This is a genomic window from Streptomyces sp. NPDC051180 (assembly GCF_040689545.1).
In the GTDB taxonomy this organism is placed as follows: domain Bacteria; phylum Actinomycetota; class Actinomycetes; order Streptomycetales; family Streptomycetaceae; genus Streptomyces.
Window position 1 is genome coordinate 629618 of record NZ_JBFBBC010000002.1, and the last position, 22573, is coordinate 652190.

General features: G+C 73.4%; 23 protein-coding genes and 1 tRNA gene. 11 read left to right on the top strand and 13 right to left on the bottom strand.

Annotated elements, in window-relative coordinates; translation table 11 throughout:
* The first annotated feature begins 109 nt into the window (after positions 1 to 109).
* Positions 110 to 778, top strand: coding sequence for an HAD-IA family hydrolase (locus tag AB0424_RS06305; RefSeq protein ID WP_366302596.1), 669 nt, complete (start codon positions 110 to 112; stop codon positions 776 to 778).
* Positions 779 to 837: 59 nt separating this feature from the next.
* Here AB0424_RS06305 and AB0424_RS06310 read toward each other — a convergent pair whose 3' ends face one another.
* Entirely contained in the window at positions 838 to 1614 is a 777-nt protein-coding gene (locus AB0424_RS06310; RefSeq protein ID WP_366302597.1) for an ABC transporter permease, read from the bottom strand.
* Between the two features lie 199 nt (positions 1615 to 1813).
* On the opposite strand from AB0424_RS06310, the gene AB0424_RS06315 reads away from it, so the two are divergent.
* The 3 genes from AB0424_RS06315 to AB0424_RS06325 all read left to right on the top strand — a co-directional run bounded on the left by AB0424_RS06315 (position 1814) and on the right by AB0424_RS06325 (position 4287).
* Positions 1814 to 2464 carry an HNH endonuclease family protein gene (locus AB0424_RS06315; protein ID WP_366302598.1) on the top strand — a complete coding sequence of 217 codons (651 nt, stop codon included), beginning with the start codon at positions 1814 to 1816 and terminating at the stop codon, positions 2462 to 2464.
* 233 nt (positions 2465 to 2697) lie between these two features.
* Positions 2698 to 3186, top strand: a complete 489-nt coding sequence (locus AB0424_RS06320) for a DoxX family protein (RefSeq protein ID WP_366302599.1) — start codon at positions 2698 to 2700, stop codon at positions 3184 to 3186.
* Positions 3187 to 3663: 477 nt separating this feature from the next.
* Positions 3664 to 4287 (top strand): VTT domain-containing protein, encoded by a 624-nt coding sequence (locus tag AB0424_RS06325; RefSeq protein ID WP_366302685.1) that lies wholly within the window; start codon positions 3664 to 3666, stop codon positions 4285 to 4287.
* Here the strand turns inward: AB0424_RS06325 and AB0424_RS06330 are convergent.
* Positions 4247 to 4507 (bottom strand): DUF2277 domain-containing protein, encoded by a 261-nt coding sequence (locus tag AB0424_RS06330; protein ID WP_366302600.1) that lies wholly within the window; start codon positions 4505 to 4507, stop codon positions 4247 to 4249. The two genes, AB0424_RS06325 and AB0424_RS06330, sit on opposite strands and share 41 nt — an antisense overlap.
* Positions 4508 to 4551: 44 nt before the next feature.
* Positions 4552 to 4776, bottom strand: a complete 225-nt coding sequence (locus AB0424_RS06335; protein WP_366302601.1) for a hypothetical protein — start codon at positions 4774 to 4776, stop codon at positions 4552 to 4554.
* Positions 4777 to 4964: 188 nt separating this feature from the next.
* On the opposite strand from AB0424_RS06335, the gene AB0424_RS06340 reads away from it, so the two are divergent.
* Positions 4965 to 5723, top strand: a complete 759-nt coding sequence (locus AB0424_RS06340; protein WP_366302602.1) for a GntR family transcriptional regulator — start codon at positions 4965 to 4967, stop codon at positions 5721 to 5723.
* A 173-nt stretch (positions 5724 to 5896) separates the two neighbouring features.
* Here AB0424_RS06340 and AB0424_RS06345 read toward each other — a convergent pair whose 3' ends face one another.
* Positions 5897 to 6670 (bottom strand): MBL fold metallo-hydrolase, encoded by a 774-nt coding sequence (locus AB0424_RS06345; protein WP_366302603.1) that lies wholly within the window; start codon positions 6668 to 6670, stop codon positions 5897 to 5899.
* 105 nt (positions 6671 to 6775) lie between these two features.
* On the opposite strand from AB0424_RS06345, the gene AB0424_RS06350 reads away from it, so the two are divergent.
* Positions 6776 to 7225 carry a lamin tail domain-containing protein gene (locus tag AB0424_RS06350; RefSeq protein WP_366302604.1) on the top strand — a complete coding sequence of 150 codons (450 nt, stop codon included), beginning with the start codon at positions 6776 to 6778 and terminating at the stop codon, positions 7223 to 7225.
* Positions 7226 to 7452: 227 nt separating this feature from the next.
* Here AB0424_RS06350 and AB0424_RS06355 read toward each other — a convergent pair whose 3' ends face one another.
* Both AB0424_RS06355 and AB0424_RS06360 read right to left on the bottom strand, forming a co-directional pair.
* Positions 7453 to 7998 carry a DUF4231 domain-containing protein gene (locus AB0424_RS06355; protein ID WP_366302605.1) on the bottom strand — a complete coding sequence of 182 codons (546 nt, stop codon included), beginning with the start codon at positions 7996 to 7998 and terminating at the stop codon, positions 7453 to 7455.
* A 415-nt stretch (positions 7999 to 8413) separates the two neighbouring features.
* Entirely contained in the window at positions 8414 to 8614 is a 201-nt protein-coding gene (locus AB0424_RS06360; RefSeq protein ID WP_366302606.1) for a hypothetical protein, read from the bottom strand.
* On the opposite strand from AB0424_RS06360, the gene AB0424_RS06365 reads away from it, so the two are divergent.
* A complete protein-coding gene (locus tag AB0424_RS06365) occupies positions 8613 to 11267 on the top strand; it encodes an FAD/NAD(P)-binding protein (protein WP_366302607.1) in 2655 nt (884 codons plus the stop codon). The two genes, AB0424_RS06360 and AB0424_RS06365, sit on opposite strands and share 2 nt — an antisense overlap.
* Before the next feature lie 82 nt (positions 11268 to 11349).
* On the opposite strand, the gene AB0424_RS06370 is transcribed toward AB0424_RS06365, so the two are convergent.
* Positions 11350 to 11424, bottom strand: a tRNA-Val gene (locus tag AB0424_RS06370).
* Positions 11425 to 11701: 277 nt separating this feature from the next.
* Here AB0424_RS06370 and AB0424_RS06375 point away from each other — a divergent pair.
* From AB0424_RS06375 to AB0424_RS06385, 3 genes are all read left to right on the top strand, one after another.
* The gene (locus AB0424_RS06375; protein ID WP_366302608.1) at positions 11702 to 12352 is read left to right on the top strand and encodes a DUF4097 family beta strand repeat-containing protein; all 651 of its coding nucleotides are present in this window, start codon (positions 11702 to 11704) and stop codon (positions 12350 to 12352) included.
* Between the two features lie 135 nt (positions 12353 to 12487).
* Entirely contained in the window at positions 12488 to 13786 is a 1299-nt protein-coding gene (locus tag AB0424_RS06380; protein WP_366302686.1) for a hypothetical protein, read from the top strand.
* Positions 13787 to 13819: 33 nt separating this feature from the next.
* Positions 13820 to 14041, top strand: a complete 222-nt coding sequence (locus AB0424_RS06385; protein ID WP_366302609.1) for a zinc ribbon domain-containing protein — start codon at positions 13820 to 13822, stop codon at positions 14039 to 14041.
* A gap of 77 nt (positions 14042 to 14118) precedes the next feature.
* Here AB0424_RS06385 and AB0424_RS06390 read toward each other — a convergent pair whose 3' ends face one another.
* The 3 genes from AB0424_RS06390 to AB0424_RS06400 are packed head-to-tail and all read right to left on the bottom strand — an operon-like array spanning position 14119 to position 18821.
* Positions 14119 to 14952 (bottom strand): HAD family hydrolase, encoded by an 834-nt coding sequence (locus AB0424_RS06390; protein WP_366302610.1) that lies wholly within the window; start codon positions 14950 to 14952, stop codon positions 14119 to 14121.
* Positions 14949 to 17618 carry a phosphoribosyltransferase gene (locus AB0424_RS06395; RefSeq protein ID WP_366302611.1) on the bottom strand — a complete coding sequence of 890 codons (2670 nt, stop codon included), beginning with the start codon at positions 17616 to 17618 and terminating at the stop codon, positions 14949 to 14951. The genes AB0424_RS06390 and AB0424_RS06395 overlap by 4 nt, the downstream gene beginning before the upstream one ends.
* Positions 17619 to 17636: 18 nt before the next feature.
* On the bottom strand, positions 17637 to 18821 hold the full coding sequence (locus tag AB0424_RS06400; protein ID WP_366302612.1) for an HpcH/HpaI aldolase/citrate lyase family protein: 1185 nt from the start codon (positions 18819 to 18821) through the stop codon (positions 17637 to 17639).
* 178 nt (positions 18822 to 18999) lie between these two features.
* Here AB0424_RS06400 and AB0424_RS06405 point away from each other — a divergent pair, with 178 nt between their 5' ends.
* Positions 19000 to 19896 (top strand): TerD family protein, encoded by an 897-nt coding sequence (locus AB0424_RS06405; protein ID WP_366302613.1) that lies wholly within the window; start codon positions 19000 to 19002, stop codon positions 19894 to 19896.
* Positions 19897 to 19938: 42 nt separating this feature from the next.
* On the opposite strand, the gene AB0424_RS06410 is transcribed toward AB0424_RS06405, so the two are convergent.
* From AB0424_RS06410 to AB0424_RS06420, 3 genes are all read right to left on the bottom strand, one after another.
* Positions 19939 to 20676 carry a Tellurium resistance gene (locus tag AB0424_RS06410; protein ID WP_366302614.1) on the bottom strand — a complete coding sequence of 246 codons (738 nt, stop codon included), beginning with the start codon at positions 20674 to 20676 and terminating at the stop codon, positions 19939 to 19941.
* Between the two features lie 104 nt (positions 20677 to 20780).
* Positions 20781 to 21926 carry a DUF475 domain-containing protein gene (locus AB0424_RS06415; RefSeq protein ID WP_366302615.1) on the bottom strand — a complete coding sequence of 382 codons (1146 nt, stop codon included), beginning with the start codon at positions 21924 to 21926 and terminating at the stop codon, positions 20781 to 20783.
* A 29-nt stretch (positions 21927 to 21955) separates the two neighbouring features.
* Positions 21956 to 22531 carry a TerD family protein gene (locus AB0424_RS06420; RefSeq protein ID WP_366302616.1) on the bottom strand — a complete coding sequence of 192 codons (576 nt, stop codon included), beginning with the start codon at positions 22529 to 22531 and terminating at the stop codon, positions 21956 to 21958.
* Positions 22532 to 22573 lie beyond the last annotated feature (42 nt).

Here is a 22573-nt window from a genome sequence, read left to right on the forward strand (position 1 = left end):
AAGACCGCCCCCGTTTTTGTATCGTGGAAAAACAAAGTGGCCCCGCCCGCACTCCCTGACCGGTGGGCGGGACCGCTTCGTTCTCCGCACCACCCCTCCTGGAGACCAGATGGCTGCCACCACCCCGGCAACGCTCACCACCCGCGCCCTCCTCCTCGACATGGACGGCACCCTCGTCAACTCGGACGCCGTCGTCGAACGGTGCTGGCGACGCTGGGCCGACCGCCAGGGCCTCGACGGGGACGCGGTGCTCAAGGTGGTGCACGGACGCCAGGGGTACGCGACCATGGCCGTCCTCCTCCCGGACCGCCCCATGGCGGAGAACCACGCCGACAACCGGCTGATGCTCGCCGAGGAGACCGCCGACGTCGACGGCGTCGTCCCCGTCCCCGGCGCCCCCGCCTTCCTGGCCGCGATCGCCGCCCTCCCGCACGCCCTGGTGACCTCCGCCGACGAGGCGCTCGCCCAGGCCCGGATGGGCGCGGCCGAACTGCCCATGCCGATCACCCGCGTCACCGCGGAGCTCGTCGGCGCCAGCAAGCCCGACCCCGAGGGCTTCCTCAAGGGCGCGGCCGCCCTCGGCTTCAGCCCCGCCGACTGCGTGGTGTTCGAGGACTCCGAGGCCGGCATCCAGGCCGGCCGCGCGGCCGGCATGCCGATCGTGGGCGTCGGCCCGCGCGCCGCGGCCTTCGCGCCCGACCTCCACGTCCCCGACCTCACCCACCTGCGGGTCGAGGCGTCGGCCGACGGCACGATCACCCTGACCGTCCTGCCGTAGCCGCTCCCCCGGCCGACCCCGTGGTCCCGGCGAGGCCCCCTCGGGGCGCCCACGCCCCCTCACCCCCGCCGGGTGACCCCCTCCCCCTCCCCCGCGCGCGGCCGGACGATCCGGCCGCGCGCGACCAGTTCCAGGGTGGTCGCGGCGGCGACGGCCTGGACCGCGAGCAGCGCGATGAGGACGAAGAGCTGGACGGCGCCCGCGTGCAGCGGTGACGCGCCGCCGAGCAGCATGCCCACGAAGGCGCCGGGCAGCGTGACGAGGCCGACCGTGCGGGTCTGGTCCATGCCGGGGAGCAGCGCGTCCGCCGCCGCGGGGCGCGCCACCTCCAGCCGCGCCTCGCGTTCGATCAGCCCGATGGCCAGACCCGCCTCCACCTCGCCCCACCGCGTCGCCAGTTCGTCGAGCGCGCGCCGCCCCGCGAGGACGGTGGCGGTGAGCGCGCCACCGACGAGGATGCCGGTCACGGGGACGAGGGTGACGCCCTTCACCGGCACGAGCCCGGTGGCCACGAGCGCGAGGACGACCGGGGCCACGGCGGCGCCGATCGGGACAGCCGCCCACCACCAGCCGGGCCCCGGCGCGGGGACGACCCGGCGCCCGGCCGTCCGCACCGCGACCGCGTACATCAGCAGCAGGAAGCAGAGCAGCAGCGGTACGGAGCGCACCACCCACCCGATGACGAGCGAGACGGCCACCAGCTGGACGGCGGCGCGCGCCCCGGCGAGGAGGGTGTCCCGCGCCCGGCCGAGGCGGGTGACGGCGACGACGGCCGCGGCGAGCGCGAGCAGAACGGCCAGAACCGCCCCGAAGGTGACGTTCACGTCCAGAAGCACAGGTCAACCCTAGGACCCGGGACGGAATCTGGCACTCCATCAGACACGTCGCACCCCTTGATGTGACGTGCCCATGTCGCCACGCTGTTACCTGGCGCACCCCCCAAGGAAACCTCGCGCCGCCACGATGGCCGGGCCGCAGCCCGGCAGCCACCGGGGACGGCACACGCCAAGGTCCCCACACCTCAAGGGAGTTCCCATGCCCGTCGGCAAGATCTACGCGCGTCGACTCGCCGTCCTCGCCACCTCGGCGGCCCTCACCGTCACCGGCCTGCTCGCCACCGCGCCGTCCGCCCAGGCGGCCATGCCGACCCCGGTCAGCGCCTCCACGGCCCGCACCTACCTGGCCGCGCTCACCGTGAAGGCCGAGGGCACGACCTCGGGCTACAGCCGCGACCTGTTCCCGCACTGGATCACCCAGTCCGGCGCCTGCAACACGCGCGAGACCGTCCTCAAGCGCGACGGCGTGGGCGTCGTCACCGACTCCAGCTGTGCCGCCACCAGCGGCAGCTGGTTCTCCGAGTACGACGGCGCCACCTGGACGCTCGCCTCCGACCTCGACATCGACCACATGGTCCCGCTCGCCGAGGCGTGGCGTTCGGGCGCCAACTCCTGGACGACCACCCAGCGCCAGGCGTTCGCGAACGACCTGACCCGGCCGCAGCTCATAGCCGTGACGGACAACGTCAACCAGGCCAAGGGCGACCTCGACCCGGCGAAGTGGCTCCCCTCGCGGACCTCGTACCGCTGCACGTACACCCGCGCGTGGGTGCAGGTGAAGTACTACTACAACCTCAGCGTCGACTCCGCCGAGAAGAGCGCCCTCCAGTCCGTCCTCAACGGCTGCTGAGAGGGCAATCCCTGAGGCCCCGTCACGGGCCGACACCGCGACGGCCCGAGGGGCGGCCGGAGCGGAGGACGACATGACGGCCGCCGGGGAGTGAGCCTTCCCACACACTCCCCGGTGGCTGAATGTTGAACTTGCAAGCACAAGTGAGGGGTGCCTAACCTTACGGCCTCATCGGTTTCCGTCCCCCACGCCCCGTCCACCCCACGGACGGGTCAGGCCGAAGGAGTTCCCCCATGCCCCCCGCCCCCACCACTGCCCCGCTCGCGGGCCGTCTGAACCAGGCCCAGCCGTACGCGGTCGGCCTCTTCCGCATCGTCGTCGGCCTCCTCTTCGCCTGCCACGGCGCCGCCTCGCTCTTCGGCGTCCTCGGCGGCGGCATGGGCGGCGGCACCGTCCCGGCCGGCACCTGGCCCGGCTGGTACGCCGCCGTCATCCAGCTCGGCGCCGGCGCCCTGGTCCTCGCAGGTCTCGGCACCCGCAGCGCCGCGTTCCTCGCCTCCGGCTCCATGGCCTACGCCTACTTCAAGGTCCACCAGCCCGAGGCCCTCTTCCCCCTCCAGAACGGCGGCGAGACCGCCGCCCTCTTCTGCTGGTCCTTCGCCCTCCTCGTCTTCACCGGCCCCGGCGCGCTCGCCCTGGACCGCCTCTTCGGCGCCCGCGTCGCCGCCCGCACCACCACCGACGACCAGCAGGAGGCCCCCACCACCCCCGTCGCCGCCTGACCCCCGGCGGGCCCGGCGGCACCCGTCCGGCCCCACCGGACGGCCCCCTCGGGCCCGCTACCGCGACCGGCCGGGAACCGCAGCACGGTTTCCGGCCTTTCGGCGAGAGCCCCCCGGGATCGGGCCGGGACACGGCTCGGCCGGGGTACGTCTCCACCCGCGCGGTATACGGCCCGGCCGGGGGTGCGTCGCCGCCCCGGCGAGCCCGTACGGGCCGGGGGTGCGTCTCCGCCCGCTCGATACAGGGCCCGGCCGGAGGTACGCCCCTGCCCCGGCGAACCGGTACCGGCCGGGGGTACGTCTCCGGCCCGGCGGGCCCGTACCGGCCGGAGGTACGCCTCCGACCGGGCGCCCCGCCCCCGGCCCGCCACCCCGCCCCCTCGCGTCTCCCTCGGGTACCCCTGGAGGGTCGCTACGGGCGGCGCCACCCGCGCGGGGGTGGGGTGGCGGGCCCGCGTAGGCTCTTGGCCTGTGAATCTGCTCGACAGCCTCGGCTCGCTCCGGTCGTTGACCGCCGGCCCGTGGATCTACCCGGTGGTGGCGGCGTCGATCCTGCTCGACGTGTTCCTGCCCGTACTGCCGAGCGGTTTCCTGGTCATCACCGCCGCCACCGCGGCGGCGACGGCCACGGCGGCCACGCCGGACGTGCCGTCCCTGCTGCCGCTGCTGCTGTGCGCGGCCACGGCGTCGGTGCTCGGGGACTTCCTGGCGTACCGCCTGGCGCTGCGGGGCAGCGGAAGGCTGCACCGGACGCTGGCGCGCTCCCGGCGGCTGTCCCTGGCGCAGGAACGTCTCGGCACCGCCCTGGCAAGGGGTGGCGGCCTGCTGGTGGTCCTCGCGCGGTTCGCACCGGCCGGTCGCTCCGTGGTGTCGCTGGGAGCGGGCGCGGCGAAGCGACGGGTCGAGGAGTTCCTGCCGTGGTCGGCGCTGGCGGGGGTGACCTGGGCGTCGTACAGCGTGGGGCTCGGCTGGCTGGGCGGTCAGTGGCTGGGCGCGACCTGGTTCAGCGCGGGGGTGTCGGCCCTGGCGCTGTTCCTCGCGGGCGGCCTCGCCGCGTACGTCATACGGCGTCCGGCTGCGGCTGCGGCTCCGGCCGCCTGACGGCCGGGTGCGACCCGCGCACCTCCAGACCGTCGAGGAGTCTCGCGGTGGCGTCCGCGATCTCGTCCACGGCCCGCTCGAACACCTCGCGGTTGTGGGCGGCGGGGGCGCGGAAGCCGGAGACCTTGCGGACGTACTGCAGGGCGGCGGCCCGGATGTCGTCCTCGGTCGCCTCCTCGGGCAGCGCGGGCGGGCGGAGCGTCTTGATGCTGCGGCACATGCCTCCAGTGTTGCGCGCCCCACTGACAACCGCCCCCGCCGCGGTCACCCGCCGAAGCCGCGCCGGCTCCGTGCGTTGATCTCGGCGGCGCGGGCCCGTAGCTCGCGCAGAGGGGTGGCGGGCTGGACGTCGAAGGGCTCGGCCTCCCACTCGCCTCCGCCGTGGACGGCACGGATGAGAAAGCGCCCGGAGACGCTCTCCACATAGAAACCGACCCGCCCGGTGGCGGTGTCGCGGACGAGGTCACCGACCTCGGGCAGTGGCTGCACGCATCCCCTCCGTCCCGAATCCTGAATTCTGGGGAGAACCAGAGAAGCCCTCCGGCCCCGCCCTGTCAACGTATCTCTAGAGATGTCCCCCGATGGATGGATCGCACGGGTGGGACGGCGTACGCCTGTGGACCCCGGGCCGGGGGTCCGCCGTAGGGTGTCCCGCAGATGAAGGGAGTGGTCCACCCGTGACTGACCAGGACAGCGCTCGTCGACCCAAGTACCAGCGCATCGCGGACGAGTTGAGAACCGCGATCCAGTCAGGCGCCTTCGCGCCGGGCGACCGGCTCCCCGGCGAGAACGACCTCATGACCACGTACGAGGTGGCCCGGATGACGGCCCGGCAGGCCCTGGCCGTGCTGCGCGGCGAGGGGCTGGCCGAGGCCCGCAAGGGCGCCGGGGTCTTCGTCCGCGTCTTCCGGCCGCTGCGCCGCCGGGGCATCCCGCGCCTCGCCGGCGACCGGTGGGGCAACGGCCGTTCCGTCTGGTCGGCGGACGTCGAGGACCGCGACCTGGTCGTCGACCAGATCGAGGTGGGCGAGACGGAGGCCGGCACCCGGGTCGCCGACGCCCTCAACCTGTCGCCGGGCGCGCCCGTGTGCGTCCGCAGCCGCCGCTTCGTCCTGGACACGAAGCCGGTGCTGCTCTCGGTCTCGTACCTCTCCGCCGAACTCGTCCGCGGTACGCCGATCACGGAGCCGGACACGGGCCCCGGCGGCACCTACGCGCGGCTGACCGAACTCGGGCACCGCCCGGTCCGCTTCCGCGAGGAGATCCGCTGCCGCATGCCGACGGCGGACGAGACGGACCGGCTCTCCCTGGAGTTCGGGACGCCGGTGGTCCTCATCGGCCGCACGGCCTTCACCGGACCCGGCGTGGCCGTGGAACTCAACGAGATGACGCTGGACTCGTCCTCGTACGTCCTGGAGTACGACTTCGACGCGTGACCCCTCCACGGGCCCGCCCGCCGACCGGCGGGACGGACACCCCACGCCCGCGCGCTCCCCCACGCCCCCGCTCCCGGCCCACTCTCCCCACGCCCCCGCTCCCGGCCCGACCTCCCCTGGGCCGCTCTCGGCCCGTCGGCCCGCCTTCCCCCTCCTCGGTCGCGCGCCCGCCCTCACCCCACCCCTCGGCGGACGACCTCGAAACGCGCTCCGGGATCGGCGTGGACGACGTCCCCGGGGAACTCGGCGGCGGCGAGTGCGACGGCCTCGTCCGGTGCCGTACCGGGGCCGACATGGGTCACGACGAGCCGTCCGACGCGGGCTTCGGCCGCGCTCCGGCCGGCCTGGGCGGCCGAGTGGTGGCCCGGTACGTCGCCGTCGGCTTCGCAGACGAACAGGTCGCATTCGAGGGCGAGTTCGACCAGCGCGGGGCAGGGTGCGCAGTCGCCGGAGTAGACGAGCGAGCGCCCCTGTCCGTCCTCGACGCGCAGGGCGTAGGCATCGGGTCCGTCATGATCGACGGCGCGGGACCGGAGGGTGAGGCCGCCGATCCGGACCGCGTGACCGTCGTACAACTCCGTGATCGCGAAAGCCTTTTCGACCGGGCTGCGCGCGGCACCGTTGGTGAGGAATCCGGCGAGCCGGTCCGCGGTCCCGGGCGGCGCGAGGAGAGGGACGGGCAGCTCGACGTCGAGCCCCGCGTACAGCAGCCCGTAGTAGGCGGTCAGCAGGTCGGCGCTGTGGTCGGCGTGCAGATGGGAGATCCACACGGCGTCGATCTCACCGAGGCCGACGTGCCGCTGGAGCTCCGCGAGGGTGCCCGTGCCCGCGTCCACCCAGACCCGGACGCCGCCGCCCTCGACGAGGTGGCCGGAGCAGGCGTTGCCCGGCCGGGGGAAGGGCGTGGCGGACCCCAGGACCGTGATCCGCAGCGTGTCGTCGACCATGCGACGAGTCTAGTGAGACTTGTGTGGACGCGGTGAAGAACGTGCGTATTGTGTGTGCCCTCCGGGCCCCATCGGCGGGCGCCCGGAAGGAACTGAGGGACATTCATGCTTCGCACTCGCACGTTCGCGGCCGTCGCCGCGGCCGCCGCCTCCGGCGTGCTGCTGCTGCCTTCCCAGGCACAGGCCGCCGGTTCGGTCCACCTGTACAAGATCTACTACGACAGCCCGGGCACGGACAACCGCTCCACCGCCAGCCTCAACGCCGAGTACGTGCAGATACGCAACACCACGGGCGCCGGGGTCAACCTCCGCGGCTGGACCGTGACCGACGCGGCCAACCACAAGTACACCTTCGGGAACTTCGTGCTCGGCAAGGGCAAGATCGTGACGGTCCACACGGGCCGCGGCACGAACACCACCGCGCACGTCTACCAGAACCGCGGCGCGTACGTCTGGAACAACGACCGCGACACGGCGACGCTGCGCAAGGCCAACGGCGCCCGCGTCGGCGCCTGCTCGTACAACTCGACGCGCTACGACTACAAGTGGTGCTGACCCCGCCGACCGCCTCCGTCCCGGCCCGTCCGAGCACCTGACCGACGGACCGCGCGAAGGCAACGGGCCCCGGAACGCGCCGACTCCGGGGCCCCGCACACCACGACGGAGTCCCTGCCGCCGATTCCGCGCACCTGGGCGTGACCCTTGCTGCCGATCCCGCGCACCTCGGCGTGGCCCTGGCAGCCGATCCCACGCCTCGGAGTCGACCCCTGCCCGCGGCCGCCTCAGGACGCCTCGGCCTCGCGCCGGGCCGCCGGCACCTCGGACTGCTGCACGTCGGAGTTGACCTGCCCGCCGAGCGTCATCACGTTCAGCGTCGCCGAGTTCTCGTTGGCGATGGCCTTCTCGACGCGGGCGACGAGGGTGGTGAACGCCTCCCGCCTCGCCAGGTTCCGGTACGGACCCACCCCGGTCTCGAAGTACACCCGCTCGTGGCCCAGGAGTTGCTCGGTCGACCGGTAGTTCTTCCACTGCTCCCGATACCGGTACACGCTCTCCAGCGACACCGCCGCGACGACCACCACGCTCAGCACCGTCGCCGTGATCCGCGCGAACGCCAGGTCCAGGTTCACGAACACCGGTACCAGCGCAGCTCCGACGACGGAGACGGTCCGCATCCGCAGGTGCATCGTCTTCATGCGCGTCGCCTTGGCGTCGTACCACTCCCGGTACTGCTCCAGCCGACTCTCCAGATAGCGCTGCGCGGTCATCTCGCCGTTCTGCGTGCCCGCTTCGGCGCCCGTCTCGGGCGCGTCCCCCACCTCAGCCATGCCCGGAGTACATCCGCCCCGCCGGACGCCCGTCAACTCCGCTTCCGCCTCGCCCCTTTACGCGGGGACGCGGCACCCGCGACCCACGCGCCCGCCCCTACGCCCCTCCCACCGAGCGGCGTCCCCGCGCACCCCGCCAGGACGTCTCGGGCGCCCCGCGTACGCCCCGCCCACGCGCCCTGCGTACGCCCTGCCGACGCGCCGCGCACGCCCTCCCCGTACCCCCACGCGACCCCGTACGGTCACCGCGTGACCACCCTTCGCGACCGAAACCCCACCATCCCTCGACCGCGCGGTGAGATCCCTGTCCCGGCACGACTTCCCCACTGATCCCGTCGGAAAGTGCGGAAGGACCCGAAGGCGGAGCCATGCCCGGTCGGCTCCGCCGCCGATCGATGCCGGAGGATTACGTGAGTCAAGTCCGCGAGCCGAACACGCCGCACGTGCCGAACACGCCCACCACCCGGATCACGCCCACCACCCGGATCGCACCCCGCACCCGGATCGCATCCAGCACGGCGGACACGCCGAGCGCGGCGATCACGCCCAGCGCAGCGATCACGCCCAGTACGGCGAACGCCCCGGGCGCGGCGCACGCCCCCACCCCGCCCGACATGCCGTACACCGTGGCCGTCGTCGGAGTGGGGGCGGCAGGCACGCTGACCGCCGTCCACCTCTGTGAGACGGCGGCGCGCCGCCGCACACCCCTCGACCTGGTCCTGATCGACCCGGCGCCGGAGGCGGGCCGGGGCGTCGCCTACTCGACCCCCGATCCCGGGCACCGGCTCAACGTGCCCACAGGAGGAATGAGTTGCTATCCGGACGACCCAGGGCACTTCACACGCTGGCTGTGCCGCCACGGTGAACCGACCGTCACGTCGGCCGACTTCGCCACCCGGTACCGGTACGGCGCCTACCTCGCCGACACCCTCGCCCAGGCCATCGTGCGGGCGCACGGCGTGGTGTCCGTACGCCGGCTGCGCACCCGCGCCGAGGAGTGCGGCGAGACGCCGGAGGGGCGGGTGGAGCTGGGGCTCGCCGACGGGACGCGGCTCGCCGCGGACGCGGCGGTCCTGGCCACCGGCCCCGCCGGGCCGACCGGCGCCTGGGCACCCGCGGAGCTGCGTACGGCGCCCCGCTTCGTGGGGGCGCCGTGGACGAGCGGCGCGCTCGACGGGGTGCGGGGCGACACGAGCGACGTCCTCCTCGTCGGCACGGGGCTGACCGCCGTCGACCTCGCCCTCACCCTCGAACGCCCGGGACGCACGGTGCACGCCGTGTCCCGCAACGGTCTGCTGCCACAGCCGCACGCCCTCACCCCGGCCGGCCCGATGCCCGCGCCGAACGGGCTGTACGGCGCCTCGCTCGCCCAGCTGCGGCGCACCGTCCGCCACCATGTCGCCCGCTCCGTACGCCTGCACGGCGACTGGCGGCCGGCACTGGACAGCCTGCGACCGCACACCACCCGCCTGTGGCAGGGCCTCGTACCCGAGGAGCGCGCCGAACTCCTGGAAAGGGACGGGGCGTTGTGGAACACCCACCGCCACCGGATGGCGCCCGCCACCGCCGAGTCCGTGGAGCGCGCCCGCACGGCGAAGCGCCTGGTCCTCCACGCCGGCACCGTCACCCGGGCGGCCACCCTCGCCGACGGCTCGCTGACGGTCGGCCTGTCCGGCGACCGGGAGCTGAACGTGGGCTGGGTGATCGACTGCACAGGTCCCGGCCGGCGGCCCGACGGGCCGCTGTGGCACTCCCTGCTGTCGACCGGCAGGGCCGTGGCCGGCCCGCTCGACATGGGCGTCGCGACCCTCGACGGGCGGCTCCTGGCCGCGGCGGGGCACACCGCCCTGCCGCTGTACACGCTCGGCGCGCCGCGCCGCGGCGAGCTGTGGGAGACGACGGCGGTCCCCGAGATCCGCGTCCAGGCCGCCACCCTCGCCCAGACACTCCTCGCGCCGCTGGCGCCCAGACGCCGCAGCACGCGCCGCCCGCTCGACGGCCACGGCCTCGCGCTGTCCACCCATGCCGAGGCCGCCGCCGCCTACCGCTCCGGTCTCGACCGCATCCTGAAGGTCCGCTCGGGCGCCGTGGACGCCCTCCACCGGGCCGTCGGCCTCGACCCCGGTTTCGCCCTCGGGCACGCCGCCCTGGCCCTCCTGGGGCACGAGTGCGGCGCCGCCGTCGACGTACCCCGCGCGCTGGCGGAGGCGCAGCGGTGCGTCCGCGAACGCGCCGACGAGCGGGAGCGCTCGTTCGTCGAGGTCGTCACCCGCCGGGTGCACGGCGAGGACGGCGACGGCGCGCTGATGAAGCACCTCGAAGCGCACCCCGCCGACGCCCTGGCACTCGCGGCGGCCGTGCCGACCATCGCCTTCTCCGGGGTCGACGACCTCGACGACGACTACGCGCTCCGCCTCGTCGAGCGCACCTCACCGGCCTACGACGGCCACTGGTTCCACACGTCCCTGCTGGCCTTCCTCCGTCAGGAGCAGGGCCGCCTCCACGAGGCCGGCGAACTCGCCCACCGCGCGCTGGCCGCCGAGCCCGCCTCCGGGCACGCCGTCCACGCCCTCACCCACGTCCACTACGAGTCGGGCACCCACCAGGCGGGCCGCGACTGGCTCGAACGATGGGTCGCCGGCCGGGGCCGCGGAGCGGTCCACCGGGCCCACTTCTCCTGGCACATCGCGCTGCACGAACTGGCCCTGGACGACCCGGCCGCCGTCCGCCGCCGCTGGTTCACCCAGCTCGCCCCCGGCCGCGTCACCGGCGTCCGGGCCCTCGTCGACTCGGGCTCCCTGCTGTGGCGGGCCCGGCTCAGCGACAGCTGGCGCGGCGAGCTGCCCACCGCCGACGTCCTGGACTCCGTCGAGGCCGAGGTCCTCGAACGCCCCGCCACCGCCTTCACCGCCCTCCACTCCGCCGTCACCCTCACCGCCGCCGGCGACCTCGCCGCCCTCCGCCGCCTCCGCGACCACTCCGCCGGCGCCGACGAGGTCCAGCGCGAGGTCATCGCGCCCCTCTGCGACGCCTTCACCGCCCTCATCGAGGAGCGCTTCCACGAGGCCGCCCTCGGCCTCGACGCCCTCCTCCCCGTCCTCCGCCGGGTCGGCGGCAGCGCCGCCCAACGCGAGGTCGTCGAGGAGACCCTCCTCTACGCCCTCACCGCCGACGGCCGCTGCGACGCCGCCCGCCGCCTCCTCGACGCCCGCCTCTCCCGCACCCACGCCCCCCGCGACCGCCGCCTCCTCTCCCAACTCCCCGCCTGACCCCACCCACCCCCATCCCCCGAACCACCCCCTCCCCCCACGCAAAAGGCCCCTCGCCACAATCGGCGAGGGGCCTTTCCACTGGTGGGCGCGGACGGTTTCGAACCGCCGACATCTGCTTTGTAAGAGCAGCGCTCTACCCCTGAGCTACGCACCCGGGGAGGAAGCATCAGGGTACATGGAGCGGGGGCGGGTGGGGCAAACCGGTTGGGGTGGGGGGTGGGGGTAGCACCAGGGTGGGGTGGGTGGGCTGCCGGATCGTGGGTGGGGGTGGGGGCTCGTACGGTCGGGGGGAAGGGTCGGGCGAGGGGACGGGGATGGCTGTGGGGCGCGGGGTGCGGGTGTGGGCGGCGGTCGGTGGGGTGCTGGTGGCTGTGGTGGGGGTCGGGGGGTGTGGGGCGGCGGATGTGGCGGGGGCTCCGGTGGAGAGGAAGGTGTTCGCGTTCGAGGGGGAGGCGTTGACGGTCGACTCGGACGGCTCGGAGCTGGTGGTGACGGCGGCGGACGTGGACGAGGTGCGGGTGGAGCGCCAGGTGGACGGGTGGGTGTTCATGGGGTCGGGGCCGAAGGCGAGCTGGGGGCTCGAGGGTGGGCGGCTGACGCTGCGGGTGGACTGCTCGGGGGTGGCGTCGCACTGTGGGGCGGTGCACCGGATCCAGGTGCCGCGCGGGGTCGCCGTGACGGTGGAGGACGACGACGGCGACGTGACGGCGGAGGGGTTCGTGACGCCGCTGAAGGTGCGGTCGGACAACGGGGACGTGCGGGTGCGGAAGTCGGGTGGGGCGCTGGATCTGGGGAGTGACAACGGGGACGTGGTCGTCGAGGAGGGGGTGACGTCGGGGGAGGTCGTGGCCCGGTCCGACAACGGGGACGTGCGGATCGCGCTGGGGGTCGTGCCGCGCCGGGTCGACGTCGTCACGGACAACGGTGACGTGAACGTGGCGGTGCCGACCGCGACGTACGAGGTGACGGGGGCCAGCGACAACGGCGACGTGCGGGTCGACGTGCCGCGTGGGGACGGAGTCGGGCGTTCCGTGAGCGTGCGCACCGACAACGGCGATGTCGTGGTCCGTCCGGCGAACTGACCGGCCCGTGTGTTCGTCCTTACCGGGTGGGAGAATGAATCCGGACCGGGCACGGCGGACACAGCACGGGAGAGGTACGTGGCGGCGAGCGATACGAGGGACGGCGCGGCGCCCAGGAAGACGTCGACGTTCCGGCTGGCTCTCGCGTTGCCGCTGCTGACCGCGGCGCTGCTGCCGGGGGCTTTCGCGGGCGGGGGGACGAGGCGCTGGTTCGGCGGGCGCGGCGAGAGCCAGCGGGCCGAGGCGCAGGCGGCGAAGGACGCCGCCGCGGCGGCGTTCTACGAGCTGGACACGGCTCAGCGCGGGCTGCGGATCTCGATCGAGACGATCACGGCCGTGGACGGCTCCCCCGAGGCGCGCCGCGCCGTCGAGGGTTTCGAGGCCCTCGGCCGCCGGATCGACGAGGTCAGCCACGCCTACATCGAGGCGGTCGACGCCCACGACCTCGACCGGGACGAGCTGGACGCGGCGACCGCGAACCGGGCCCGCGGCGAGCTGAACCGCGCCAAGGAGGAGCTGGACCGGGTCAAGGGCGAGTTGGACCGCTTCGAGGAGGGTCTCGCGCCGCTCCTGGGGAGCGCGGAGACCCAGCTCGCGCGGCTCGCTCCGGCCGTCGAGCGGGCACGGCAGGCGCTGCGCGGGGCGAGCGGCGCCCTCGACGCCGTACGGGACGGCGGTCTGCGCGCCGACGACCTCGCGATGCGCCTGGCCCGGCTCGGGCCGGAGCTGACCCGGCTCAACGAGGGTGCGGGACGGCACGGTGTCGCCGAGACCCTCCAGCGTGCCGACGGTGTGCTGCGGGACGCCGAGGCGGTGCGTGCGGAGGCCGAGCGGCTTCCCGAGCGGGCCGCCGAGATCGACCGCCGCCTGGTGTCGCTCCGAACCCGCACCGAGGCTCTCACCACCCGTACCGGCGGCGTCGAGCCCGTCCTGTCCGAGTTGCGCCGACGGTTCTCGGCCGCCTGCTGGCAGGACCTCCAGCACGTCCCCGAGCAGGCGGCCGAAACGCTTCGCCAGGCGGGGGACCGGCTCGCCAAGGCCGGCCGGGCGCGGGCCGAGCAGCGCTGGCCGGACGCCACCTCGCTGCTGTCCACCGTGCGGGCCCTGCTCGACTCGACCGACGAGGCCGTCTCCGCCGCCGGGGAGCGGTTGCGCCGTCTGGACGCCGTCGCCAAGGACCCGACGGCGGAGGTCGACCGCACCCGGTTCGCGGTGCGGGACGCCCAGCGGCTGGCGATGGCGGGGCGCAGCACGCCCGATCCGCGCCACGCCCGGCCGCTCGACGAGGCGGTCGCGCGGCTCGACCGGGCCCTCGGCTCGCTGGAGGGCCGGCACCCGGACTACTGGCATTTCCTGACCGAGCTGGAGGCCGTCCGCGCCTCGGCCGCGCACGTCGTCGGCCTCATCCGGGAGGAGCGCGGCGCCGGACACTGATGCGGGGGCCGCCCCCGCCGTTAGCCTGTCCCCATGCCTCGTTACGAATTCCGCTGCCGCACCTGTGGTGACACCTTCGAGCTCAGCCGTCCGATGGCCGAGTCCTCCGACCCCGCCTCCTGCCCCGCCGGGCACGACGACACCGTGAAGCTGCTCTCGGCCGTGGCCGTCGGCGGCTCCGGCGGCTCCGCCCCTGCGCAGAGCACGGGTGGCGGCGGCGGGGGCGGCTGCTGCGGTGGGGGCTGCTGCGGCTGACCCCGCGGGAGCGGCCGCCCGGCCCGGCGCGCGGAAGGCCCGGGATCCCCGAGGGATCCCGGGCCTTCGTCATGCGCTCAGGCGGTGACGGCCGCCCGGAAGCGGCGGAGGATCTCCTCGCCGGCCGCGACGCCGCGTTCCGCGAGGACGTCGAGGTGGGGGGCGGTCCAGTCGCTGTCGGCGAGCTCGCCGTGGCCGGGGCGCCAGGCGCGGTCGGCGGCGAGGAGGAGGTCGGCGTCGAGGAGGGAGTCGCCGGCGGCGAGGGTGAGGGTGGCGCCGGTGCGGCGGGCGACCTCGCGGACGGCGGCGCTCTTGGTGAGCGGCTTGGGGACGGCGTACACCTTGCGTCCCTGGAGGGAGACGGTCCAGCCGCGCTCCCCCGCCCACTCGCCGAAGCGGCCCAGCCAGTCGGCGGGGAGGCGTTCCCGCTCGACGACGAGGTAGGCGAAGAGGTCCTCGGCCACCCGGTGCTTGCGCACCCAGGAGAGGTCCGTGGTGGCGGTGAGGTAGGCGCGGATCTCGGAGAGCGGCGCGCACTCGTCGGAGAGGCGGCGCAGCACGGAGGCGTGCCAGTCGCGGTCGGAGACGCCGTCGACGAGGATGTGCCCGCCGTTGGCGCAGATCGCGTACTTCGGTGCGGTGCCGGGGAGTTGGATGCGCTGGTACTGCTTGCGCGTCCGGGTGGTGGTGGGGACGAAGACGGTCTCGTCGGTGAGCCGCGCGAGGAGGTCGGCGGCGTCCTCGGTCATGTAGGAGAGCGGCTTGGACTCGTGGACCTCGACGCAGAGCAGGCGGGGCGCCTGGGCGTCGGGCATGCCGAGGGAGAGGGCCGCGGTCGAGTAGATCAGGGTGCGGTCGAGGTCGCTCGCGACCAGCGTCGTGGCGGGTGCCGTGCCCGTGGTGGTGGTCACTGGGACACCACCGCCTTGCCGTCCGCGCCTGTCGCACCCCTGGTGAACCGGGGGTGTATCAGGCCGACGCAGCTGTAGGGGAGTTCGTCGACCTCCTCGATGGGCACGCCGCGCTGCTCGGCGAGCAGGCGGATGTGCGCGAGGTCGGCGTCGGCGCCCCGCTTGGCGAGGATCTTCCAGGGGACGCGGCGGAGCAGGACGCGGGTGGTCTCGCCGACGCCGGGCTTGACCAGGTTGACGTCGTGGATGCCGTACTCCTCACTGATCCGCTCGACGGCCGCCCAGCCCTCCCAGGTGGGGGTCCGGTCGGTGGCGAGGAGTTCCTTGACGTCGGTGTCGACGGTCTCGGCGACCTCGTCGAAGCGGGCGGCGACGGCGTCGAGGAAGTCCACCGAGACGTCGGCGCCGGCCAGTTCGCGGTAGAACTTGGCGCCGTGGAAGTCGTCCGGTCCGACGAGGTCGGCGCGGAGCACGGTGCGCGAGATCAGGCCGGAGACCGTGGAGTTGAGGCAGGCGGAGGGGATGAGGAAGTCCTCGCGGGTGCCGTGGACGCGGACGCAGGAGCCGGGGTCGGCGAGGACGGCGATCTCCGGGTCGAAGCCGGTGATCCCCTCAATGGTCTCGAACTCCGCTATGGCGTCGGCGAGTTCGCGGGTGATCGCGCCCTTTCCGGTCCAGCCGTCGACGAAGACGACGTCGGCCGGGTCGTGGTGGGCGGCGAGCCAGCGCAGCGCGTTGGCGTCGATGCCGCGGCCGCGCACGATGGAGACGGCGTAGTGCGGGAGGTCGAGGCCGTGGCGGTACTGCGCCCAGCGGCGCATGAGGACGCCGACGGGGGTGCCGGCGCGGGCGAGGGAGACCAGGACGGGGCGGCGGCCGGACCGCTCTTCGAGGACGGTCTCGGTGACGACGCCGACGGCGCGGGCGATGCGGGTGGCGGAGCTCTCCAGGGCGCTCCGGAAGAGCTCCTGGTAGCGCTCGCTCGGCTGGTACTCGACGGGGAGCGACTCGGCGTAGTGCGCGCCGCCGCTCTGGATGGCTTCCTCGCGTTCCTCGGTGGGCGCCTCCAGCTCGACGTCCGAAAGGTCCTGGAGCAGCCAGCCGACCTCCTCGGGGGCGTACGAGGAGAAGGCGGGGCCGCGGAGGGGCTCGGGCAGCATGGAGCTCCTTTCGGGAGCTTCGGAGACCGTGGGCGCGTGCGGGGTGCCCGTGGACGTGTGCGGGGTGCCCGTGGGCTCGTACGAGGAGCTCGTGGGCGCGTGCGGGGTGCCCGTCGACGCGTACGAGGAGCTCGTGGGCGCGTGCGGGGTGCCCTGGGGCGTGTACGAGGGGACGACGGCGAGCACGACGCGCGGGATGTGCGCGGCGAGCCGGGCGAGCAGGCCGTCCGGGGCGTGCAGGGCCGGGGTGTCGGCGGTGGAGTCGACGACCGCGACGACGGCGTCGAAGCCCGCGCCGGCCACGTTGTACGCGTAGCGCTCGCCGGGGCCGTCGGCGGGGTCGTCGTGGGCGGGGAAGACGAGGCGGGTGCGTATCGCGTACCCGGGGTCGTCCACGGCGAGGACCGGGGACCGCGTGGTGGTGGAGTACCGGACGTCGTGTCCGGCCTCCTCCAGGGCCGTGCCGAGGCGCAGCGGCGCGTACATGAGCTCCTCGAAGCCGAGGACGAGCACCCGCGGCTTCGAGGAGGGAGCCGGACCGGACGCGGCCTGTGGGGGGCCGGCAGCCGCGGCGGGTTCGAAAGCGGCGGGCGCCGGACCGGGGGCCGCCGCCGGGGTGCGCAGGGCCTCCGCGATCCTTGCGGCCATGGCGGGCAGGGCCGCCTCGAGGTCGGTGCGGTGCTCGGGCGTGAAGCCGTGCCGGCCGCCGTCGGGGAGGCCCTCGGGCCAGTCGAGCGCGATGCGCACGGGGGCCGCGCCGGGGGCCGGGGTCGGGGAGACCGGCGCGGAGGCCGCCGCGGCGTCCTGCCGCTCCTGGGCGGCGACGAGGGCCTGGCCCTTCTCCAGGACGCCCTCGGGGAGGCGTACCGTGCCGGCGGCGGCGGAGACGAGGTCGAGGCGGGCGCCCGTCTCGGCGGCGAAGGCGTCGAGGCGGCCGAGGTCGGCGGCGGAGCGCATGTCGACCAGGGCGACGACGACGTACCGGTCGCGCGGGTAGCGCGCGTGGAGGGCGCGGACGGTGTTGAGGACGGTGTTGCCGGTGGAGAACTCGTCGTCGACGAGGACGAGCGGTCCGTCGCCGGCGAGGAGCTTCGGGTCCTCGGGAAGCAGCAGGTGGGAGGTGGCGTGGGAGTGGGACTCCTCGAAGCCGCCCGCGCGGGCGACGCCGGCCACGGGCCGCCGGGTGGAGTGGAGGTACGGGGCGAGGCCGAGGCCGTCGGCGACGGCGTGTCCGAGGGCGGTGGCGGTCTCCGCGTAGCCGAGGACGACGGCGCGGGCGGCCTCCTCGTCGCCGAGGAGGGCCCGCACGCGCCGGCCGAGGTCGAGGCCGGAGCCGTACACGACCGAGGGGCGCTGCGGCACGTGTTTGCCGAGCACGCTGGAGACCAGCAGATGCGCCCGCTTGGGGTTGCGGCGCAGTGCGAGGCCCAACAGGGCCGGCAGCTCCTCGTCGCCGATCAGTTCGACGCCCAGTCGCTCCGCGACCCACGTTCCGGTCCACACCACGTCGTCGACGTCCCTTCGTCAGCCGGCCAGGCCGGCGGTGAGCAGCTCCACGAAGCCGACGTCCTCCTTGGCGACGCCGAAGACCTCGGCGCGCTGGAGGATGCGTTCGGCCCACGCGCGGTGCGGCTTCACCTCGTTCATCTTGTTCGTGTAAGCGGAGCGGAGCACGCCGCCGCCGCCCTGTTCGGGCCGCAGGATGTCCTGGGCGTCGCTCCACTCCTCGTGGCTGACCACGGAGAGCGCGTGCACCGGCACCACGTGGGTGGGGTGGATGCAGGTCTTGCCGAGGAGCCCGTTGGCGCGGTCGAGCTCGATCTCGCGGAGGAGGCCGTCGAGGTCGTGCTCGATGAGCGCGGTGCGCAGGTCCTCGGCGCGGCCCTCCAGGAAGGGGCTGCGGCGCAGCTGCGGCTTGAACATGCGCTCGCCGGGCCGGAAGTACTCCCAGACGGGTCCGGTGACGGTGAAGCCGGTGCCGTCGGAGCGGCCGAGGACGTTGACGACGTCGGCGATGACGTTGGCGACGATCTTGACGTCGTAGGCGGTCATGTCCGGTGAGCGGCGCAGCCCGTAGGCGGAGCAGAAGTCGGTGACGCCGAGGCGGAGGGCCAGGACGCGGTCGCGGTACTTGCCGGTGATCGAGGCGATCCCGGCGAGGGTCTCGGCCCTGGTCTCCAGGTGGAGGAGCTCCGGGGATTCGAGGACGGGCATGGCGAAGAGGCGCCTGCCGCTGGTCCGCTCGGCCTGGGTGAGCGCTTCGAGGAAGGCGCGGCCGCGGTTCTCGTTGAATTTGGGCAGCACGAATCCGGACAGCAGGCGAACCGTTTCGCCGAGCCGGGAGACCAGCTCGGTGATCTGGCGCGGCTCGCGGACCCGGATGAAGAGCAGGGGCACGTCCGTGACGGTGTCGGCGTCCGTCACGGCACCCCCCGCGAGGTCGGCGAACTGCCGGACGAGGTTCTCCTCGCCCGCCTGTACGTCGCCGTCGCTGATGGAGTCCTCCAGGCAGAGCACCATGGAGACGACGCCGCGCGCGGCCTGCTTGCGCACGTCGTCGGCCAGCCGCGGCCGGGTGGCCGGGCTGTACAGCGTGGCCCCGAGCGCGACGGCGAGCGTCCGCGCGGGTGAGTCGGCCGTGAAGTCGGCCGGCTCGCGGTGGAACAGCCCGGCCCGTGTCGCGGGCGGGATGTGTCCGAAATGGCGCATATAAGTCCCCCTGGCTGCCTCTCTGGGCCCTGACGACATGTGGCCGGTAATAGTACGTAGGTGCGGGTGTCCGTAGTTCCCACGGTGCATGAAATTCAGGTAACTCGTCGGCTTCCGTCGTCTCGGCCCGGTATCGGTGACGCCCCCGCGTTGTCCGGGGGTCGACCGGGAGGGCAGGATGACGGTCATGACGCACGCGATGCTGAAGGGCTCCAACGTCCCTCTCGACACCGCGGCCGTACGGGCCGTGCTCCGCTGGACCCCGGGCCCCGGGGTCCCCGACGTGGACGCCTCGGCCCTGCTGCTGGGGCTCTCGGGGCGGGTGCGTTCCGACGAGGACTTCGTCTTCTACAACCAGCCGCGCCACCCCTCGGGTCTGGTGCGGCGGCTGCCGAAGAAGCGGGTCGCCGAGGGCCTGACGGACACCGTGGAGGCCGACCTGGGCGGCCTCGACGGCTCGGTCGACCGGGTGGTGATCGCGGCCTCGTCCGACGGCGGCACCTTCCGCTCCGTCCTGGACCTGCGGATCCTGCTGTACGACGCGACCGCCGGGCACGATCGCGAGCCGCTGGCCCTCTTCGACGTGACGGCGGAGACCGGCGAGGAGACGGCGGTCATCTGCGGCGAGCTGTACCGCCGCGGGGACGGCTGGAAGTTCCGCGCGGTGGGCCAGGGCTACCCGACCGGCCTCATCGGCCTCGCCACCGACTTCGGCATCTCGGTCGACGAGGACGCGGCCCAGGAGGCCGCGCAGAACGCCCCGGAGGCCCGGGAGGCCGCCCAGGGGTCCCCGGAAGCCTTCCCGGCCGCCCAGGAGGGCGGCGCCCCCGCCGGCGCCCCCGACCCCGACACGGACCTGACCGTGGTCCACACGCCGGCGCCCGTTCCCCCGCGGCCGACGGTGCCGCCGGTCCCGGACCGGGCACCCGCCTACGGCTACCCGCAGCCGCAGCAGCCCGCGAACCCGCCGGCTCCCGCCTACGGCTATCCGCAGCCCGTGGCCGCCGCCGAACAGAACCCGGCACCCGAATTCCGCATGCCGCCGATGGGCCCCCAGTTCGTCCGGTCGTCCTGAGGGCCGACCTGGCGTGCCCCCGGGCCACCGTGTGGGCAACGGCTACGCCTTGGTCTTGTAGCCGCGCCCCCACTGGAGTCCCCACCCGTACAGCCGGTCCAGCTCGGCCTGGAAGCCGTACACGAACCGCACCTCGCGGCGGACGGTCAGCTCGCCCTTGACGTTCTCCATCGAGAAGACCGCGCAGGAGCGGGCCTGCGGTGCGCGCTCGTCGAGCTCGATCTCGATCCGGGGGCCGCTGCTCGGGTAGAGCGTCACCTTGGCGTGCGTCCGGTCGAAGGCCGGCGTCTGGTCGTAGATGTACGCGAAGAAGAGCAGGCGCTTGATCTCGTCGCGGTGGTCCAGATTGACGAAGATCGTCTCGCCGGAGGAGCCCCCGAAGCGGTCGTCGCCGCTCAGCTTCACGTACGGGGCCGCGTTCAGGTCGCCGAAGAAGCCGCCGAGCGGCTGCACCACGCCCTTGCTGCCGTCGGTGAGCTCGTAGAGGCAGCCCAGGTCGAGGTCGACGTTGACCATGCCCTGGGTGTGGGCCTGGACGACCTCGGGCTTGAAGAGCTGGGCGGGGTTGCGCAGCAGCCGGCCGCTCTGCCGGGAGCGGCCCTCGATGTCGGAGGTCCGCATCCGCCAGGAGAGGTTCACCCGGAGGTTGCCGGTGGCGGCGCCCTGCTGGGTGAGCGAGACGGTCGGACGCCGTTTCGTCAGGTCGATCGCGTTGGACGCCGCGCTGCCCGAGTCGAACTGCGCCGCCCTCCCCGGAAAAAGGTTGTCCCAGAAGGCCATGACGCCTTCACCCCCCACTGGTCTCCACTTGCCCGCACATGCCTGCGGGGCGGTCGGGTGCACCCGACCGCCCCGCAGTGAAGCGTTCCTCGTTACCGGGGGTGTCACACCCCGGACGGCACCTCTGTCTTGTCGTCCGAGCCCGATCCGCCCTCGGCCGCCGCGAGCCGCTGGTTGCGCCGGACGGAGGACCAGAAGGACCAGCCGATGAGGGCGACGCCGATGCCGCCGGTGATGATCTCGGGGATCTCGTACTGGATGGTGATCATGAGGACCACGGCCAGCGCGCCGATCGCGTAGTGGGCGCCGTGCTCCAGGTAGACGTAGTCGTCGAGGGTGCCCTGGCGGACCAGGTAGACCGTGAGCGAACGGACGTACATGGCGCCGACGCCGAGGCCGAGCGCCATCAGGACGATGTCGTTGGTGATGGCGAAGGCGCCGATGACACCGTCGAAGGAGAAGGAGGCGTCGAGGACCTCCAGGTAGAGGAACATGAAGAAGGCGGCCTTGCCGGCCAGCTGGACCGCGGAGACCTTCTTGCCGCTGCGCTTGGCCTCTTCCTCGGCCTCGTGCTCGCGCTCCTCCTCCTCTTCCAGCTTGTTCTCGAAGTAGCCCGAGAGACCGCCGACGACGAGGTACGTGATGAGGCCGGCGATGCCGGAGATCAGGACCGTCTGCGCCTTGTCGACGTGCGCGCCGCCGTGCTGGTGGGCGTGGGTGGCGAAGGTCATGGCGGTGATGAGCAGGACGATCAGCGCGATGCAGACCGACAGCATGTCGACCTTGCCGAGCTTGGCGAGCGGGCGCTCGATCCAGCGCAGCCACTGGATGTCCCGGTCCTCGAAGATGAAGTCGAGGAAGATCATCAGCAGGAACATGCCACCGAACGCGGCGATCGACGGATGCGCGTCGGTGACCAGTTCCTGGTATCGGTCGGCGTCGTTCAGCGCGAGGTCGACAGCCTCGATCGGACCGATCTTCGCGCTGACGGCGACGATCACGACGGGGAAGACGAGCCGCATGCCGAAGACGGCGATGAGCACGCCGATCGTGAGGAAGATCTTCTGCCAGAAGGCATTCATCTTCTTCAGGATCCCGGCGTTGACCACCGCATTGTCGAAGGACAGCGAGATCTCGAGGACGCAGAGGATCGCGACGATCCCGAACGCCTCCCACCCCCCGTAGAGCACCGCTGCGACCAGACCGAGCGCAGTGATCGCGAACGACCAGCCGAAGGTTTTCAGAACCACTGTCTACCCCATCGTGAAATTACATGGCTTTACGAAACGTTGACCCCGAAGTCTAGAGCGATGCCCCGAAGCCCGGACGCGTACCCCTGTCCCACCGCCCGGAACTTCCATTCGCCGTTGTAGCGGTAGAGCTCGCCGAAGATCATCGCGGTCTCGGTGGAGGCGTCCTCGGAGAGGTCGTAGCGCGCCAGTTCCTGGCCGTCCGTCTGGTTCACGACGCGAATGAAGGCATTGCTGACCTGGCCGAAGCTCTGGCCACGATTGTCGGCGTCGTGGATGGAGACCGGAAAGACGATCTTGTCGCAGTGGGGCGGAACCCGGTCGAGGTCGACGATGAGGGACTCGTCGTCGCCGTCACCCTCACCGGTGAGGTTGTCACCGGTGTGTTCGACGGACCCCTCGGGGCTGCGCAGCTGGTTGTAGAAGACGAAGTAGTCGTCCCCGAGCACCCGTCCGGCCTGGCACAGCAGCGCGCTGGCATCGAGGTCGAAGGGGGCTCCGGTGGTGGAGCGCGCGTCCCAGCCGAGTCCGACGAGGACCTTGGTGAGGTTGGGTGCGGCCTTGGAGAGGGAGACATTGCCTCCCTTGGCGAGCGTGACGCCCATGATGCGGTTCCTCCCCGGTGGTGATGAGGCACGTCCGGCGCC

Bases quoted from the DNA above. Each gene is read 5' to 3' on its own strand.
- AB0424_RS06350 (WP_366302604.1), top strand. From the start codon at position 6,776: ATGCTTCGCACTCGCACGTTCGCGGCCGTCGCCGCGGCCGCCGCCTCC.
- AB0424_RS06420 (WP_366302616.1), bottom strand. From the start codon at position 22,531: ATGGGCGTCACGCTCGCCAAGGGAGGCAATGTCTCCCTCTCCAAGGCC.
- AB0424_RS06410 (WP_366302614.1), bottom strand. From the start codon at position 20,676: ATGGCCTTCTGGGACAACCTTTTTCCGGGGAGGGCGGCGCAGTTCGAC.
- AB0424_RS06355 (WP_366302605.1), bottom strand. From the start codon at position 7,998: ATGGCTGAGGTGGGGGACGCGCCCGAGACGGGCGCCGAAGCGGGCACG.
- AB0424_RS06360 (WP_366302606.1), bottom strand. From the start codon at position 8,614: ATGTCGGGCGGGGTGGGGGCGTGCGCCGCGCCCGGGGCGTTCGCCGTA.
- AB0424_RS06320 (WP_366302599.1), top strand. From the start codon at position 2,698: ATGCCCCCCGCCCCCACCACTGCCCCGCTCGCGGGCCGTCTGAACCAG.
- AB0424_RS06365 (WP_366302607.1), top strand. From the start codon at position 8,613: ATGCCGTACACCGTGGCCGTCGTCGGAGTGGGGGCGGCAGGCACGCTG.
- AB0424_RS06405 (WP_366302613.1), top strand. From the start codon at position 19,000: ATGACGGTCATGACGCACGCGATGCTGAAGGGCTCCAACGTCCCTCTC.
- AB0424_RS06345 (WP_366302603.1), bottom strand. From the start codon at position 6,670: ATGGTCGACGACACGCTGCGGATCACGGTCCTGGGGTCCGCCACGCCC.
- AB0424_RS06385 (WP_366302609.1), top strand. From the start codon at position 13,820: ATGCCTCGTTACGAATTCCGCTGCCGCACCTGTGGTGACACCTTCGAG.
- AB0424_RS06400 (WP_366302612.1), bottom strand. From the start codon at position 18,821: ATGCGCCATTTCGGACACATCCCGCCCGCGACACGGGCCGGGCTGTTC.
- AB0424_RS06305 (WP_366302596.1), top strand. From the start codon at position 110: ATGGCTGCCACCACCCCGGCAACGCTCACCACCCGCGCCCTCCTCCTC.
- AB0424_RS06330 (WP_366302600.1), bottom strand. From the start codon at position 4,507: ATGTGCCGCAGCATCAAGACGCTCCGCCCGCCCGCGCTGCCCGAGGAG.
- AB0424_RS06315 (WP_366302598.1), top strand. From the start codon at position 1,814: ATGCCCGTCGGCAAGATCTACGCGCGTCGACTCGCCGTCCTCGCCACC.